The sequence below is a fragment of the uncultured Granulicatella sp. genome (assembly GCF_963515615.1).
Lineage (GTDB): Bacteria > Bacillota > Bacilli > Lactobacillales > Aerococcaceae > Granulicatella.
Genome location: NZ_CAUPZT010000004.1, coordinates 36,618 through 52,695 on the forward strand (window position 1 = coordinate 36,618; position 16,078 = coordinate 52,695).

Below are 16,078 nucleotides of genomic sequence, written 5' to 3' on the forward strand. Positions count from 1 at the left end.
TCCCCCTAATCCTTAATCTTCTTTTAAATGATGTAATAATTGATGAACAATCAATGCTGATTTACGACCTGCTTCAACAATAAATGTATCAAAATCAACTGCTGATGTCCCTTTTTGTGGCATATCTGAGATTGCTCTGACAACAATGACTGGAGTTTGTAATGCATAACACGCTTGTGCAATAGAAGCTCCTTCCATTTCAGTTGCTAAAACATCTGGGAAATGTTTTAAAATTAATAATCGTTGATCTTCACGATGAATAAAACTATCTGCTGAAACGACTAATCCTTTATACACCGATAAATTCAATTCAGATTGAATTGCTTTTATAACGTTATCTTCAATCACTTGAGCTTGGAAACGTGCAGGCATCCCTGGCATTTGTCCATATTCATATTGAAAAGCTGTTACATCTGCATCACTGTATGCTAATTCTGTAGCAACAACAATATCTCCAATATTCATTTTTGTTCCAAAGCCACCCGCCGAACCTGTATTAATGACAAGTGTCACTTTAAAATGATGAATTAATAAAGCAGCTGTCACACTCGACATTACTTTACCAATACCAGATTGCACTAATACAATTGATACACCATTTAAACTTCCTTCTAAAAATGTCCATCCTGCAATTTTTACTTCCTGTTCAATTGTCATTTCTTCAGATAGAAGACGTTTTTCCTCTTCCATCGCTGCAATAATTCCGACTTTCATATATTACTCCTTCTCTAAAAAATAGGCCATTTGAACAACATCATAATATTGACCATTTACTTTCATTTCTTTTTCTTCAATCGCTACTACTTCAAATCCAAATTTTTTATATAAAGCAATCGCTGCAACATTTTCTTGAACAACTGCTAATTTAATTTTTTCAAGAGGTGAATAGTCTTTTGCCCATGATAATAATTCTTCCATTAAGGCACTTCCTAACCCTTGACCCCAATATTCCTTTAAAATACTAATACCTAATTCACCCACATGTTGGAATTTTTCTTTAGAATTTCCACCAATTGAGGCAACTGCAATAATTTCTTGTCCTAATTTAGCAAGTAGCATCATTTGATTATCACTTTCTAAAACAGATTGAATATATAACTCTTCTTGTTGAATACTTAACTCTAATCCTTCTTCACCAAAACTTAAAAAATTCGTTTCTTTTCCAACTTTTTTTGTATATTCAATTAAGGCTTCTGCATCTTCTACTGATACAACTTCAATTTCTAATTCAACTTTCTCTTTCATTTGTCCACCAACTCTCGAATTGATTTAACCATTTTTCATATTCTTCTCCTATAGCATCAAGTGTAATGGATCGAGTAGTGAGAGAAGTTTGTTCGATCGAAATAATTAATCGATTCATAGGTAATTCTTCTTCGATAAAATTTGCCCATTCAACCATTACAACACCTTCACGATGAAAATATTCCTCTAAACCAATTTCACTCGCGCCTCCACTTTCTTCAATACGATACATATCCATATGAAATAAAGGCAAGCGACCTTTTGTATACTCACGTATTAAAGTATAAGTTGGACTTTTAATGACACGTGTAATGTCTAATCCCAAAGCAAATCCTTTTGTAAAAGTCGTTTTACCAGCTCCTAAATCTCCAGACAAAATGATTGTACTGTTAGCAAAGGCACCTTTTGCTAATAATTCCCCGATTTTCATTGTTTCTTCTTGTGATGTCGTTTGAATTGTAATCGTCATATTGTTCCTCACTTCAGTGAAAAATTCCTCAAAAAAAGACAAGAGGTTTACTCTTGTCATTATACCATAATAATATGTTTTATTTTAAAATTAATTTTATTTTGTGATAGCCTCTAAAATTTTATCCACATCTGTATAGAATAGATTTATTCCTCTTTTCTTTAAAGCAAGAACTTCCCTTAATTTATTTCTAAGTTCTTTTTCTAATTTTTTGTGTATTGTAATTGGTAATCCCTTAATTGTATGAATATGGTCTAAATAGATAGATTTAATCGGAAATGCATTTTGTATTAAAAAAACATTATCATTTCCTGCAAATTTTCCAATTACAATAGTACTACACTTACCATATTTTTCTATTTTTGCATTAATAATCTGTTTATATTTTTCAGCTTTCGAACTAATCGGAATCATCCAAAAAATACCACAATTATTTTGGTCTTCAATCGCATAATAATGTGGTCTATAATGACCATTCTCTTTATTACTCATAAATGAAGAATTTTGCATTTCAGTAAAGAATATCTCTTTTATATGATAAGAATAACCTTGTTTAATCTCCATACAAACCTCCAAAAAAATCCCTCTATCTAAACGATCAGAGGGATTTACAAACTATACTACTTATACCCCACCAATATAGTAAGTGGCTAAATTAACGAACCGAATTATTTATACCCCACACCATCGGTAAGTGGCTATATTTAATCTCATCATTTTATATCCCGTCTAATGAGAAACGGCTAACATTTCTTGCAATGATTATAACATAACATTTCTAGTTTTACTATAAAAATACCTATTGATTTTAAAAATTAAATCTCATTTTTTGCTAAACGAACTAATTTTTGAACTTCAAATGCACGGAGTTCACGATAATCTCCCGGTCTTAAATTTTCTAATGTTAAAAATCCGAATTCTTCACGTTTTAATTTTTGAACGGGTAATTCTACCGCTTCAAACATTTTCTTTACTTGGTGATTCCAACCTTCGTGAATCGTTAAAGAAACAATCCCTGTATTTTTTTCAGTATCAACGGATAAAATTTTGGCTACTGCTTTAGAAGTCTTTTTGCCATCAATCCAAATACCTCTTTCTAATTGTCTCATATGGCGTGGTGTTGGAACACCTTTTACTTTAGCAATATATTTCTTTTCAACATGATGTTTTGGATGCGTCATTAAATTCGCAAATTCTCCATCATTCGTTAATAAAATTAATCCTGTTGTATCATAGTCTAATCTTCCTACTGGATAGACACGCTGAGGGACATCTTTAAAATAATCACTAATAACCGTACGTCCTCTATCATCTGTTACACTTGATAATACAGATTTTGGTTTATAAAACATAAAGTAAACAGGCTCTTCTTTATAAATCGGAATGCCATCTACTTCAATTTTATCTGATTGAGATACTTTATATCCTAATTCTCTCACAACTGTACCATTTACTTTGACACGACCTTCTTCAATAAAGGCTTCACATTTTCTACGAGATGCAATTCCAGCATGCGCCATAACTTTTTGTAATCTTTCCAATAGATACCCCTTCTTCCCTTACGAAATGTTGTCTTCCTCTTGATGCATTTGTTCTAATTCTGCAAACAAGTCTTCATTATTTTTAAATAATTGCTTACTTTCTTCTTGATTTAATTCTAGTAATGATTCAACATCTGGCAATTGATCCAATGTTTCTAATCCAAAATAATCCATAAAATAAGTCGTTGTACGATATAATTTTGGACGACCTGGACTATCCATTCGACCTGCTTCTTCAATTAAATCTCTTAACAATAATTTTTGAATGGCTCCACTACATTGAACTCCACGAATACTTTCTACTTCTAATCTTGTAATAGGCTGTTTATAAGCAATAATAGCCAATGTTTCCAAAGCTGCACTAGATAATTGTGAAGAAAACGGGGAAACAGCATATTTTTCAAGATATGGTTTTAACGATGCTTTCGTCACAAATTTATAACGTTGAGCCGTTAAAATCAATTCTAAACCACTTGTTTCATCTTTTAATTGTTCCATTAATTCTTCCAATAATTGACGAACTGCCGTTTTATCAATACCAACGACATAACTAATTTCTTCTAGTGTTAAGCCATCATCTCCTGCTACAAATAATAAAGCTTGAGTTGCTGCTAAATAATTATTCACTATATGCACCACCTTTATCGCAAGTTTCTAAAACAATATCTTCATAAGGAACATGTTGTACCAAACGAATTTTATGCTCCCTTACTAATTGTAACATCGCCAAAAATGTTGTTACAATGGCATGACGATGAAACGAAGGAAAACATTTATCAAATCGAATACTTTTTTGAGGATTTTCTTGAATTTTTGTTAAAATTGAATCCATCATTTCCTCTACCGTATGTGTTTCATGTTGAATATTTGCTTGTAGAGGCATTTTATCAAGATTTCTTCTTGCGATTTTCTTTAACGCATTCCATAAATCTTGTGTCGTTACTTGACCTTCTTGTAATGGAATAATTTCTTGAAGAGCGGATAAATCACTCGCTTCTTTTCCATAATGCATGCCTCTTTGAAAAGAAAGTTCTTCCAATTTTTTAGCACCTTCTTGGAATTGCTTATATTCCATTAATTTTTCAACTAACTCATCCCTAGGATCTTCTTCTACCTCAACTTCATCGATTTCCACTTTTGGTTTAGGTAAAAGCATTCTTGCTTTAATTTCTAATAAAGTTGCTGCCATTAATAAATACTCGCTAGCTACTTCTAATTCCATTTCTTGCATGGAATGAATATAGGATAAATATTGATGCGTTAATTCCACCATTGGAATGTTATAAATATCAATTTTCATCTCTTTAATTAAATGTAATAACAAATCCATTGGGCCTTCAAATTCCCCAATTCGTAGCGTTAACGCATCCACATTCTCTACTCCTATTCTAATTAATAAATTTCAATAACTTTACGAACTAAACCTTTGAATGATTCTTTTACACGTTGAGTTGTTTCTACAACTTCCTCATGGTTTAAGTTTGCTTGTAATCCTGCTGCTAAGTTTGTAATACAAGAAATACCAATCACTTTAATTCCTGAATGGTTTGCAATAATGACTTCCGGAACCGTTGACATACCAACTGCATCTCCACCTAATACTTGTACCATACGAACTTCAGCAGGTGTTTCATAAGTTGGGCCAGATAAACCTGTATAAACTCCTTCTTGTAATTGCACTCCTACTTCTTTAGCTGCTTTACGAACAACTTCTTGTCCATAGATATGATAAGCATGTGACATATCAGGGAAACGAGGTCCAAAGCGGTCATCATTTGCTCCAATTAATGGATTTGTACCCGTAATATTAATATGATCTGTAATTAACATTAAGTCACCAGGTTTAAAAGTTGGATTACTTCCTCCTGCAGAGTTTGTCACAATCATTGTTTCTACTTCTAATAATTTCATTAAACGAATTGGGAACGTAACTGTTTCCATTGGATATCCTTCATAAAAATGGAAACGTCCATCCATAATTAAAACTTTTTTACCTGATAATTCGCCGTATACTAAACGACCAGCGTGACCTACTACTGTAGATACTGGGAAGTTTGGAATATCTTTATAATCGAAGATAACTGGATTTTCAACTTCTGTTGCTAATTCTCCTAATCCAGACCCTAAAATTAATCCAAAATCAATATTTTGAACTCCATTACTTTGTAAAAATTGTTTTGTTTCTAATAATTGATCATATAAAGCCATGCTACTCTTTCCTTTCTTTTGTTAGATGATTTAAAAAAGAAGTGGAAATCCAACATTGGAACTCATTGAATTTCCACAATTATATTATTGTAATTCACTTAAGAAGCTTTGTCCGTTTCCAGTTGAAGATACGCCAAAGTTTTCAGAAATTGTTTCAGCAATATCTGAGAAATGTCCTTGAGTTAAACGTGTTGGATGTTGAAGAGATTTGCTAATTGCTAACACTGGAATATACTCACGAGTATGGTCAGTTCCTGGGAATGTTGGGTCATTACCATGGTCAGCTGTAATAATTAATAAGTCATCCTCATGCATATGCTCTAAAATTTCTGGAATACGTGCATCGAATTCTTCTAATGCATTCCCATATCCAACAGTATCTCTACGGTGTCCATAAGCAGCATCGAAGTCTACTAAGTTTAAGAAGCTCATTCCAGTGAAATCTTTTTTTAAGATATCTACGAATTTATCAACACCATCCATATTGTTTTTCGTACGAACAAATTCAGTAATTCCTTGACCGTTGAAAATATCATTAATTTTACCAATCGCAATGACATCAAATCCTTTTTCTTTTAAGAAATCTAATGTTGTTTGACCAAATGGACTTAATGCATAGTCATGACGGTTTGAAGTACGTTGGAAATTACCAGGAGTTCCTACATATGGACGAGCAATAATACGACCAATCATATATGGATCATCTTTTGTAATTTCTCTTGTATATTCACAAATACGATATAATTCTTCTAATGGAATAATTTCTTCATGAGCTGCAATTTGTAATACTGGGTCAGCACTTGTATAAACAATTAAATCGCCTGTTTCCATTTGATGTTTACCAAAATCATCAATAACAGCTGTTCCACTATACGGTTTATTACAAACGATGTTTCTTCCTGAAAACTCTGTAATTTTGTCTAATAAATCTTGAGGGAATCCATCAGGGAATACTCTAAATGGTGTTTTAATATTTAATCCCATTAATTCCCAGTGTCCTGTCATTGTATCTTTCCCTACAGAAACTTCTTCTAATTTAGTGTAGCTTCCTTTTGGATTTTCAACTGGAGGTACAGTTTTTAACGGAGCAATATTTCCTAATCCATAAGCTTGCATATTTGGAACATTTAAACCAACTCGTTCTGAAATATGTCCTAATGTATGAGAACCTGCATCATTAAATGCAGCAGCATCCGGTGCTTCTCCAATCCCTACTGAGTCCATTACAATTACGTGAATTCTTTTAAATTTCATCTGACATTCTTCTTTCTAGTATAAATTTTATTTTTTCGCACGTGGGTGCGCTTGTTGATAAATTTCCTTCATACGTTCATTTGTTAAGTGCGTATAAATTTGAGTCGTACTAATATCGCTATGTCCTAATAATTCTTGTACAATTCTCAAATCAGCTCCTGCTTCTAAAATATGCGTTGCAAAGGAATGACGCAATGTATGGGGACTTACTTCTTTATGAACGCCTGCTTCTTGAACAATTTTCTTTAAATTTTTCCAAAATCCTTGTCTAGTAAATCCATTTCCACGGTGATTTAAAAACAAATATTCTACTGGATTTGATTCCTGCTCTAACACCACTCTTGCATAAGTTAAATAATGCTGAACCCAATTAGTGGCTGCTTGTCCAATAGGAATAATTCTTTGTTTATTTCCTTTACCAATCGTTTGAAGAAATCCCAATTCTAAATGTAAGTCACTTAGTTTTAAAGTAATTAACTCGCTGACACGCATTCCCGTTGCATAAAGAAGTTCTAACATAGCCTTATCTCTTAATCCTAATACTGTGGAAGTATCACAGGAATTTAATACTTGTGTCACTTCATCAACCGTTAATGCTTTTGGTAACGTCTTACTCTTTTTAGGAACTTTCAGTGGTTGTACTGGATTTGTTTCCACTAATTGTTCCTGTTGTAAAAATTTAAAGAATTTTTTTAGACAACTAATCATCCTACTGGTAGAACTTGTCGCATAACCTTCCTGTTTTAAGTCTTGTAAAAATAAAACAATTAGAGAATAATCTACTTCTTTCCAATCTCGAATCTGCTGTTCTTTCAAAAATTGGTAAAATTTCATTAAATCTCTTTGATAACTCATCACCGTATTTTGAGATAATCCTTGAATTGCCAATGAATCCACAAAATAATCCAAATTACGTTGCATGAGTTTCACCTTCTCTACATTTTTGACAAATACCATGGAACGTTAAACGATGATCTTCTACTTTGAAATGAAATCGTTCTTCAACTACTTTCTCTACTTCACCTAATAAATTTTCATGAATTTCTTCGATATTCCCACATTTATTACATAGTAGATGATGATGGAAACGATTGGATCCATCTCGTTTTAAGTCAAAACGAGCTAATCCATCATCGAAAACAACTCGATAAGTAATATTTAAATCGGTTAAAATTTCTAAAGTACGATAAACCGTTGCTAATCCAATATCAGGATATTTCCGTTTAACAAGCATGTAAATAGCTTCAGCACTAAGGTGATCATCTTCTTTTTCTAATAAAATTGCAACTGTTGCTTGCCTTTGGGGCGTTAATTTAAACCCTTCTTCCTGCAATTTCTTTTTAATGCCTTCCATTGTTAACACAGTCCTATCCTCCCATTCTAACGCTTATTTTTCTTCTATTAATTGAATAAATCCTTCTGATTGTGTAATTTTTTTCGCTTTTAATAAAGAACCAATTGCACGTTTGAATTGTCCCTTACTAATTCCAAAAATTTCTTTAATAATCGTTGGATCTGTTTTATCCCAATATGGCAATGTATGTGTTGGACGATTTCTTAACATTGTTAAAATCATTTCTGCATCATCTCCAATTGCTTCATATGCTCTAGGTCTCATAGATACATTTAATACACCATCTGGACGAACTCCAATCACACGAACAGTAACTAATTCACCAAGGGTTGGTTCATATAATCGTTCACTTGGATGTAAGAAGCATCGATATCCTTCTTCTGTCATTAAGAATGTCCCTACTAATTTTACATTCGTTACAGTTGCAGATACATCTTTATTTTTCGATGTATGATTTGCTCGAATTGATTTTGCTTTTAATTCTGTTCCATCGCCCATAGTTGCCCATGTACGATTTTTCTTATCCTTAATTAAAGTTACATATAATCGATTATTTTTCTTCGGCCATAATTCTTTTAAATTTGGTAACTCATCTAATGAAACGACCATATCTTTATCCGGTAATCCAATAGATACAAATACACCTAAATCTTTTCTCACTTGTGTAACTGTCGCCCATCCATAAGTTTCATTGGTTACTTCTGGAATATCAAGGGTCATGATTTTCTTACGATCACTATTTTCATATACAAAGCCTGTTACGACATCTCCAATGGATAATGTTACATCGGGATTTTTTGAAACACGATACGTTTCACCTTGTTTTTGAACAAAATACGCTTTATCATTTTCATCCGTCACAATAGCTTGAATAATAGTGGATAAATCATTTGTCATCGCTTTCCCTCCTTTACTTATTTAGCATTCCTATTCTAACACAGAATTCATAAAAGCCAAAATAAAAAAAGAGATTCCCATAGTAATATAGGAAAGAAAATTTCTTAAAGATTTCAAATTTAGAATGCAAAAAAAAGAATAGACTTTCCAATAGTAGTATGGGTAATATAAGCCGAGGTTTCGGCTTATATTACAGGCAAATTCGAGACCAAAGGCTCGAATTTTAGCCATGAGATTCGCTTTAGCGAAGCTGCTGGCGTCCTAATACTACTATTCCCCTAGAAAGTCTAAATCATTACTTCTCTTCTTTTTCATAAGCTTTCAAGTCTTTCAAGAAACTTGCCACAATTAGAACAATAATTAGTCCAATTGGGAATGCTGCAATAATCGCAACAGATTGTAAATTATACATTGAATTTTCTGAGAAAATTAATGCAATCGGTAAAATAATAAACACTACTGCCCAGAACATACGAACACGTTTATCAGAATCATGTGTATCTTCTAATGTCTTATAAGAATAAGCAGAAATGACTAAAGTCAATGCATCAAATGTTGTCGCATAAAAAGCAACCATTGTAACAGCTAATAAAATCAACCCTAATTGACTTAAAGGCATCGTATCAAAAATTTTCAAAATGATACCAGCATAATCAGGATTATCCACTAATAATCCACTTGAAACATCTAAACCATGTTTCAATTGTTGTGCTAAACCATAGTTTCCTAAAATGATAAATGAAGTAAATGTTCCAGCGATTCCCCAAGAATAAGCCCCTAAAATAGTTTGTTTAATCGTACGTCCTTTACTAATACTTCCAATGAAGAAAGGAGTTGCCACACACCAAACCATCCAATAAGCCCAATAATAAATTGTCCATTTTTGTGGGAATGAAGTTTCACGTAATGGATCTAACCAAGTAGATAATCCAATAAAGTTTTGAGCTAAGTTCCCAATTGAGCTAAAACCAGTTTCTAAAATATAAACCGTTTCTCCACCAGCAAATAAGAAATATGCTAGTAAAGCAAAGAATAAATATGAACAATAAGTTGCTAATTTAGAGACAGCTTCCATCCCTAATAATACTGTTGAAGTGTAAACTAAAGCAATAACTAATAAAATAACAATCGTTGCACCAGTTGAATTTTCAAATCCAAAAACATGACCCATTGCTGCTGATAATAAAGGAGTTGCTAATGAGAATGTTGTTGCAGTTCCCGCAATTAAGGCAAAAATGGCAATTAAGTCAATAACTTTCCCCATCCATCCGTCTACTTTATCTTTTAAAATAGGACGACAAGCTTCAGAGAATTTTTGTTTTTCAACTTTACGTACATGTAACATAAAACCAAATGCCGCAGCTAACATAATATAAAATCCCCAAGCAATTGGTCCCCAGTGGAATAATGGGAATGTAGGAGCCCATCTTTGAATGCCTCCTAATTGAGCGACATAATCTTCATTGGCATATAACGCCCACTCACATAGAGAATAGAACAAAATATCTGCCGCCATTGTAGAAGTAAAAATCATCACTCCCCATTGGAAAGATGTATATTCAGGTTTTTCTTCTTTACCTAAAACAATAGAACCATATTTTGAAAAAGCGACATACATACTACAACTAAAAACACCAACTCCTAAAAGCGCATAATAAATACTAAATTGATCTCCTAGCCAAGTACGAATCCCCCCTAAAATAAGTGAAGATTGTTCTGGAATTACTAAAAATAATACTCCTAATAATAATACTCCTAATAATGGAACAATGGTCGATATCCAGTCTATTTCTTGATGTAATCTTTTTTGCATTTTAAAATTCCCCTCTTTCTTTCAAGTTATCTTGATAACTTGAATCTAGCTCTAATAATTCTTCTAAATTGTCAATTTCAATAATATCTGTTTTTTCCATTGGATAAATTCCTAATTCATATTCTTCTGGATAACAAAACATTGCTACATCATCCCAATATATTTGACGATTTTGTTTCTCATCAAATTCTTGTTCTAAATGACGTGCTAAACGTTGCCCATCTTCTTTATTCCAACGAGAAATACTATATAATTGCCATCCTTTTTCTCCACCAGTACGTGAACAATGAATGACTTTTCCCTGTTCATTGACTGTCATTAACCATTCATCGGTATGTCCTTCAGTCCACACACAGTTATAACCTGAGTGAGTAAAGTCAGCCTGAAGAATTTCCGGATTATAAATTAATTGATCGCTATCTAAAATAACGACATCTTCTAAATATTCTCTTGCTACATACAGAGACGAAATATTATTACACGTGTCATAATATGGATTCTCGATAATTTTTAATCCTGGATATTCTTGTTCTAATGGATAAAACTGTTCTTTTAAATATCCAACTACTACATAAATTTCATGAATCCCATTTTTATGTAACGCTTGAATCACAGTGTCAATCATACGTATCCCATTGACCTTTACAAGAGGTTTTGGCGTATGAGTTGTAATAGGCCTCATTCTAGTTCCTTGACCGGCAGCCATTAAAATAGCCCTTTTAATTGTATTTGTCATCTTTTCCCTCTTTTCACAGTTCCTTTAATAAAGATAGTACTAATTTAGAATATTCTTTTGCATAACGATACTGACATAATGAATATTCTCCAAAATCAATTCCTAAACTTCGTTTATATTCGCACCAATTACTCCATAATAATCCAGCACTTGCAATATACGCATAAATTTTCGTACGAATAATTGAAGAAACTTCTCCTTTGAAGTATAAATCAATTAAATGATCTACTTGTTCTTTTGAATACAGAGAGTAAATACTAAACATCGCAATATCAACATGGGGATCTTGCATTCCCGCGTATTCCCAGTCAATAATTCGAATACCATCTTTTGTAAACAAGAAGTTATCTGGAACGGCATCAATATGAACAAGAGTCTCTTTCTTCTCTAATGTATCAATCCATTTCTTTAATTCAAAAATAGCTGTTTTTGTTTTTTCATAATCTTTAAAATAAGATTTTTCTCCATTCCATAAACTTTCATAAAAATCAATTTGCCCAAAAATATCAAAACGATGACCTACTGTTAAGTTTAATTCATGGAATTCTCTTAGTTTTGTTATACAAGCTTCTACTTCATTCCAATTTTCAGCATCACAATTTGTTGCATCTTCTAAATAAGCTGTAATTTTATATCCATTATCCGGATTCATATATAAAACATTATCACAAATTTGTCGATTCTCTAAAGCTTGATAAACAGCGGCTTCTTCTTTTCGATTAATTAAATGATCTGTTCCCTCACCAGGAATTCGCATAATATATTTTTGATTTCGACACTCGAATAAGAATGAACGATTCGTCATTCCTTTTTTCAAAACAGTAATATTTTTAATTTCATCTACATCAACAGTAAAACATTCTTGAATAATTGAAATCGCATCTGTTTGTAAGTTCGCAGAATTCCCATCAATTTCTCTCAATTGTTCATACGTATTAATCTCAATCAGTTGTTTTGAATTTACTACTTTAGAAGGAATAATCCATTTATTTTTCTCTTGTAAAATACATTCCCAAAATTCATGGTCATAGGAAGGCTTCTTAGAAACTTCTTGTAATTTTTCTTGAACAATTTTCGCTTCATTTCCAGCTAAATAACAAAGACCAATCATTTGATTTCCTTCATCATCTTCATCTACCACGACTAATTCTCGTTTACGATTCACACGAACTGTACTTTCAACAGACATTTCGTCAGTAACCATATACCACGAATACGGTTCAAAATCACTAAATGGATTTTCTTCTGACCAAATATCGCATGGAATAATATACGTTTTATCTAATGGAGTTTTTACCTTACTTAATGAATGTAAGTTATTTTTCACTTGATATTCAGAATTAACAACTAATTGAACATTAAATTCATCAATTAAATATTCATATCTTTCCTTCATAAAGCCAACTACTACTTGAATATCTCTAATCCCAACTTCATGAAGATGACGAATCATTCTCTCAATTAATACTTCTCCTCTAACTTCTAATAATCCTTTTGGAATTTCCGTATTAATTGGAACCATTCGCATTCCAAATCCTGCTGCCAAAATAACTGCTCTCTTTGGTTGATTCTCCTTAATAAAGTTAACAGCCATTTCACTTAGTTCTCCATTTGCTGTTATCCATTTGTTATCTTGTAATTCTTTTACTACACGATTGACTAATCCTAACGAATATCCTGATTGATGTGCGATTTCTCGTTGATTCATCATCGGATTCATTCGAATTGCGTTCAGAATATCTAATTCTTGAACGTTCATGTAATCACCTCTTTATGTTTTTATGAACTAAAATCAGTTTACACCTACTATTTCTAAATATCAATAGTAATTTTTTAAGAATTATTAAATATTCAAAAAAACTTTTCAAAATAGCTTACTAATCCTCGCTATTTTGAAAAGTCATCTATAAACTTACTTTTAATATATATAGCACTTAATACATGGAAATCACTTTAATTCTTTTCCAGCATTTGCAAATTGGTATACCGATTACTTCTGATTCAATTAATTCAATAATGGAATCAAAAATAAATTCTTTTTTCTTCTTAATATTATTCAACAGAAATGCATTTTCATTTCGATAACTTAAATATTTTTGTTCTCCAATTTCAAATTCAATTCGATGCCCTTTTTCTAACATATCTATAAACAAATTCAATGATTTTAATTGACGATTCATTGCATACATTGCTATCACCTATACCATTAGATTTGTGAATCATAAAGTGTCACTTCATCATTCCATATTCAGACTGTTTTATCATTCCATTCAAATAATCCTTTTTAAAATTATCCCTCCACTATATCTTTTGCAATTGTTCCGTGAATTAGGAACACGCTTGTTTTCGAACAAACAAAAACTTTGTTAAATCAATGTTTTTAAAGACAAACAAATATATAAAAACATATAAAAACGATGCTAGAGGGATTTGAACCCCCGACCTAACGTTTAGGAAACGTTTGCTCTATCCTACTGAGCTATAGCACCCCTCGAATGTATTCTGTCATAAAACAGATTCAAAGTCTAGTAGTACAGATATATTTTTATCATATTTTAATCAGATTTTTTCCGTTTTATTCTTTTTTCTTTTCTTCTCTTTTTAGCTCGATGTTCTCCGATTAAAACTAATAATAATAACAGTGATCCACCAATAATTACCGCAAAAGCAAAAGCGTTTTGAATTATATACACTTGAAGAGTTTGCTGTCTTTTCTCAGGTTCTTTTGGTAAATCAGCAAAACCACTTTCTGCGACAACCTCTACACTCGGCAATGTTTGATTTTCTTTTAGGAAATCCCCTTTTAAAGTGAGATTTATTTTTTTATTTTCTACTTTCCATTCTGGCGTTTTACCTTTTTCAATAATCATCTCAAGAGATTGATTCGTTGTAATTTTATGACCATCAAAATCATGTTCTCCTGCTGGTAAAATTGTTTGATATGAAAAATGTTCTAATACATAGTTCAAAATCGCATTTCCAAATGTATGGCGAATAAATTCTCCATCTTGGTTTGACCAATTCCCGACTCCAAGAACTACTTCCACCAGTTTCATCTTATCTTTTTCATAAGTAGCAATATAGTTAAATGCTCCATAACCACTTGATCCTGTCTTTAGTCCATTGACTCCTTCCATTCCATATTTAGCACCTGGAAGTGAATAATTATATGTATCAAATTTTTCTTCATATGGAGTCCCTTCCATCGTTTTAACAACAGCTGAATTGGTATATTGTAAAACCTGTGGATATCGATTCATTAATTCCATCGCTAATATCGCTAAATCTCGAGCAGTTGTTTGGTTTGGCTTTGAAGCGTCATAGCCTTCTGGTTGATAATAACCTTGGAATAACTCCGCTACAGCACCTGAAGCATTATTAAACTTTGTGCGGTTCATACCTAATTCTTTGGCTTTTGCATTCATTATTTCAATAAATTTTGCAGAATCATTCGTAATCGCATTCGCTAACATGAGTGTTGCAGCATTTGAAGAAGGTACAAGTGTCATTTTGATTAATTCTTCAATTGGGTATTCTACCCCTTCTACAATTTTATTATTACTAATCGCATAAATATTTGAAATAGCTTGATCCTCTTTTGTTGCGGTTACTTTCTGAGTAAGAGATAAGTCTCCTTTAGCAATTGCTTCCATCACTAAATACACTGTCATAACTTTACTGATACTAGCAGGATCACGTTGTTCATCAATATGATCTTGCCATAAAATTCTACCGGTAGACGCATCTACTACAATAGATGCTTTTGGTTTATCATCTGGGTTCACTTCATAACCAGCGTTTTTTGTTAATTCAACGATATCTACAGTTTCTGCAGCAATTGGTTTCATCATTCCCATGAAAAACAATAAAAATATAATTCCCAAAAATTTTGAAAAATTTCTCAAGTATCTCTCACCTTTTCTCTAATATTCTAAGACAATTATAACACATTTCAATAAACAGTTCACATTTTACTCAAACAAAAAACTGTAAGAGTTTATTCTCTTACAGTCCACAAAAGATTTCTTATACAGATTCAATTTTAGTAATTTTTACCTTCATATCTCCACCAGGAGTTTGGATAACAACTTCGTCATTTAATTTCTTACCAATGATTCCTTTAGCAATTGGAGAATCATTTGAAATTTTTCCTTCGATTGGATTTGCTTCTGCACTACCAACGATTGTATAAGACTCTTCTTCACCATCTGGTAATTCAATAAAAGTAATTTTACGTCCTAATGAAACGACATCTTTTTCGATATTATTATCATCGATAATTTCAGCAAAACGAATCATTTTTTCAAGAGTTGTAATTCTTCCTTCAACAAAGGCTTGTTCATCTTTAGCTGATTCGTACTCTGAATTTTCAGATAAGTCGCCATAACTACGAGCAATTTTAATACGCTCAACGATTTCTTTACGTTTAACTACTTTTAATTCTTCCAATTCAGCTTCTAATTTTGCTTTTCCTTCAAGCGTCATTGGATATAATTTCTCAGTCATTTGGCTTCTCCCTCTTTTCCATTTTACTGTTTTGACAGTGGTAAAACCATACCAT

The 16,078-nt window shown here is 32.2% G+C and carries 18 protein-coding genes and 1 tRNA gene; all 19 read right to left on the bottom strand.

Going from position 1 to position 16,078, the window contains the following annotated elements; all coding sequences use genetic code 11:
* Positions 1 to 12: 12 nt before the first annotated feature.
* Positions 13 to 714 carry a 5'-methylthioadenosine/adenosylhomocysteine nucleosidase gene (locus tag RYL55_RS01600; protein ID WP_315006696.1) on the bottom strand — a complete coding sequence of 234 codons (702 nt, stop codon included), beginning with the start codon at positions 712 to 714 and terminating at the stop codon, positions 13 to 15.
* Between the two features lie 3 nt (positions 715 to 717).
* Positions 718 to 1,245, bottom strand: coding sequence for a GNAT family protein (locus RYL55_RS01605; protein ID WP_315006698.1), 528 nt, complete (start codon positions 1,243 to 1,245; stop codon positions 718 to 720).
* The gene (gene tsaE, locus RYL55_RS01610) at positions 1,229 to 1,714 is read right to left on the bottom strand and encodes a tRNA (adenosine(37)-N6)-threonylcarbamoyltransferase complex ATPase subunit type 1 TsaE (RefSeq protein ID WP_315006701.1); all 486 of its coding nucleotides are present in this window, start codon (positions 1,712 to 1,714) and stop codon (positions 1,229 to 1,231) included. The genes RYL55_RS01605 and tsaE overlap by 17 nt, the downstream gene beginning before the upstream one ends.
* Positions 1,715 to 1,810: 96 nt before the next feature.
* Positions 1,811 to 2,278, bottom strand: a complete 468-nt coding sequence (gene cptIN / locus RYL55_RS01615) for a type III toxin-antitoxin system CptIN family toxin (protein WP_315006703.1) — start codon at positions 2,276 to 2,278, stop codon at positions 1,811 to 1,813.
* A gap of 251 nt (positions 2,279 to 2,529) precedes the next feature.
* Complete coding sequence (locus tag RYL55_RS01620; RefSeq protein ID WP_315006705.1) at positions 2,530 to 3,255, bottom strand: pseudouridine synthase; 726 nt, start codon at positions 3,253 to 3,255, stop codon at positions 2,530 to 2,532.
* An 18-nt stretch (positions 3,256 to 3,273) separates the two neighbouring features.
* Positions 3,274 to 3,882: an SMC-Scp complex subunit ScpB gene (gene scpB / locus RYL55_RS01625; RefSeq protein WP_315006707.1), complete on the bottom strand. Its 609-nt coding sequence runs from the start codon at positions 3,880 to 3,882 to the stop codon at positions 3,274 to 3,276.
* Positions 3,875 to 4,627, bottom strand: coding sequence for a segregation/condensation protein A (locus RYL55_RS01630; RefSeq protein ID WP_315006709.1), 753 nt, complete (start codon positions 4,625 to 4,627; stop codon positions 3,875 to 3,877). The genes scpB and RYL55_RS01630 overlap by 8 nt, the downstream gene beginning before the upstream one ends.
* Before the next feature lie 20 nt (positions 4,628 to 4,647).
* Positions 4,648 to 5,463 carry a purine-nucleoside phosphorylase gene (locus RYL55_RS01635; protein WP_315006711.1) on the bottom strand — a complete coding sequence of 272 codons (816 nt, stop codon included), beginning with the start codon at positions 5,461 to 5,463 and terminating at the stop codon, positions 4,648 to 4,650.
* Positions 5,464 to 5,547: 84 nt separating this feature from the next.
* A complete protein-coding gene (deoB, locus tag RYL55_RS01640; RefSeq protein ID WP_315006713.1) occupies positions 5,548 to 6,717 on the bottom strand; it encodes a phosphopentomutase in 1,170 nt (389 codons plus the stop codon).
* A gap of 27 nt (positions 6,718 to 6,744) precedes the next feature.
* Positions 6,745 to 7,638, bottom strand: coding sequence for a site-specific tyrosine recombinase XerD (gene xerD / locus RYL55_RS01645; RefSeq protein WP_315006715.1), 894 nt, complete (start codon positions 7,636 to 7,638; stop codon positions 6,745 to 6,747).
* On the bottom strand, positions 7,628 to 8,071 hold the full coding sequence (locus RYL55_RS01650; RefSeq protein ID WP_315006749.1) for a Fur family transcriptional regulator: 444 nt from the start codon (positions 8,069 to 8,071) through the stop codon (positions 7,628 to 7,630). Before RYL55_RS01650 ends, xerD begins: the two co-directional genes overlap by 11 nt.
* A 33-nt stretch (positions 8,072 to 8,104) precedes the next feature.
* Entirely contained in the window at positions 8,105 to 8,968 is an 864-nt protein-coding gene (locus RYL55_RS01655) for a S1-like domain-containing RNA-binding protein (protein WP_315006717.1), read from the bottom strand.
* A gap of 295 nt (positions 8,969 to 9,263) precedes the next feature.
* Positions 9,264 to 10,781, bottom strand: coding sequence for a BCCT family transporter (locus RYL55_RS01660; protein ID WP_315006719.1), 1,518 nt, complete (start codon positions 10,779 to 10,781; stop codon positions 9,264 to 9,266).
* Position 10,782: 1 nt separating this feature from the next.
* Positions 10,783 to 11,517 (bottom strand): phosphocholine cytidylyltransferase family protein, encoded by a 735-nt coding sequence (locus RYL55_RS01665; RefSeq protein WP_315006722.1) that lies wholly within the window; start codon positions 11,515 to 11,517, stop codon positions 10,783 to 10,785.
* A 13-nt stretch (positions 11,518 to 11,530) separates the two neighbouring features.
* Positions 11,531 to 13,276 carry a phosphotransferase gene (locus RYL55_RS01670; RefSeq protein WP_315006724.1) on the bottom strand — a complete coding sequence of 582 codons (1,746 nt, stop codon included), beginning with the start codon at positions 13,274 to 13,276 and terminating at the stop codon, positions 11,531 to 11,533.
* Positions 13,277 to 13,451: 175 nt separating this feature from the next.
* Entirely contained in the window at positions 13,452 to 13,706 is a 255-nt protein-coding gene (locus tag RYL55_RS01675) for a hypothetical protein (RefSeq protein WP_315006726.1), read from the bottom strand.
* A 226-nt stretch (positions 13,707 to 13,932) separates the two neighbouring features.
* Positions 13,933 to 14,006, bottom strand: a tRNA-Arg gene (locus RYL55_RS01680).
* 66 nt (positions 14,007 to 14,072) lie between these two features.
* The gene (locus RYL55_RS01685) at positions 14,073 to 15,368 is read right to left on the bottom strand and encodes a serine hydrolase (protein ID WP_315006728.1); all 1,296 of its coding nucleotides are present in this window, start codon (positions 15,366 to 15,368) and stop codon (positions 14,073 to 14,075) included.
* A gap of 175 nt (positions 15,369 to 15,543) precedes the next feature.
* On the bottom strand, positions 15,544 to 16,023 hold the full coding sequence (gene greA, locus RYL55_RS01690) for a transcription elongation factor GreA (RefSeq protein WP_315006730.1): 480 nt from the start codon (positions 16,021 to 16,023) through the stop codon (positions 15,544 to 15,546).
* Positions 16,024 to 16,078 lie beyond the last annotated feature (55 nt).

Bases quoted from the DNA above. Each gene is read 5' to 3' on its own strand.
- tsaE (WP_315006701.1), bottom strand. From the start codon at position 1,714: ATGACGATTACAATTCAAACGACATCACAAGAAGAAACAATGAAAATC.
- RYL55_RS01665 (WP_315006722.1), bottom strand. From the start codon at position 11,517: ATGACAAATACAATTAAAAGGGCTATTTTAATGGCTGCCGGTCAAGGA.
- RYL55_RS01660 (WP_315006719.1), bottom strand. From the start codon at position 10,781: ATGCAAAAAAGATTACATCAAGAAATAGACTGGATATCGACCATTGTT.
- RYL55_RS01670 (WP_315006724.1), bottom strand. From the start codon at position 13,276: ATGAACGTTCAAGAATTAGATATTCTGAACGCAATTCGAATGAATCCG.
- RYL55_RS01655 (WP_315006717.1), bottom strand. From the start codon at position 8,968: ATGACAAATGATTTATCCACTATTATTCAAGCTATTGTGACGGATGAA.
- RYL55_RS01600 (WP_315006696.1), bottom strand. From the start codon at position 714: ATGAAAGTCGGAATTATTGCAGCGATGGAAGAGGAAAAACGTCTTCTA.
- greA (WP_315006730.1), bottom strand. From the start codon at position 16,023: ATGACTGAGAAATTATATCCAATGACGCTTGAAGGAAAAGCAAAATTA.
- cptIN (WP_315006703.1), bottom strand. From the start codon at position 2,278: ATGGAGATTAAACAAGGTTATTCTTATCATATAAAAGAGATATTCTTT.
- RYL55_RS01650 (WP_315006749.1), bottom strand. From the start codon at position 8,071: ATGGAAGGCATTAAAAAGAAATTGCAGGAAGAAGGGTTTAAATTAACG.
- RYL55_RS01685 (WP_315006728.1), bottom strand. From the start codon at position 15,368: ATGATGAAACCAATTGCTGCAGAAACTGTAGATATCGTTGAATTAACA.
- RYL55_RS01675 (WP_315006726.1), bottom strand. From the start codon at position 13,706: ATGTATGCAATGAATCGTCAATTAAAATCATTGAATTTGTTTATAGAT.
- RYL55_RS01605 (WP_315006698.1), bottom strand. From the start codon at position 1,245: ATGAAAGAGAAAGTTGAATTAGAAATTGAAGTTGTATCAGTAGAAGAT.
- deoB (WP_315006713.1), bottom strand. From the start codon at position 6,717: ATGAAATTTAAAAGAATTCACGTAATTGTAATGGACTCAGTAGGGATT.
- xerD (WP_315006715.1), bottom strand. From the start codon at position 7,638: ATGCAACGTAATTTGGATTATTTTGTGGATTCATTGGCAATTCAAGGA.
- RYL55_RS01635 (WP_315006711.1), bottom strand. From the start codon at position 5,463: ATGGCTTTATATGATCAATTATTAGAAACAAAACAATTTTTACAAAGT.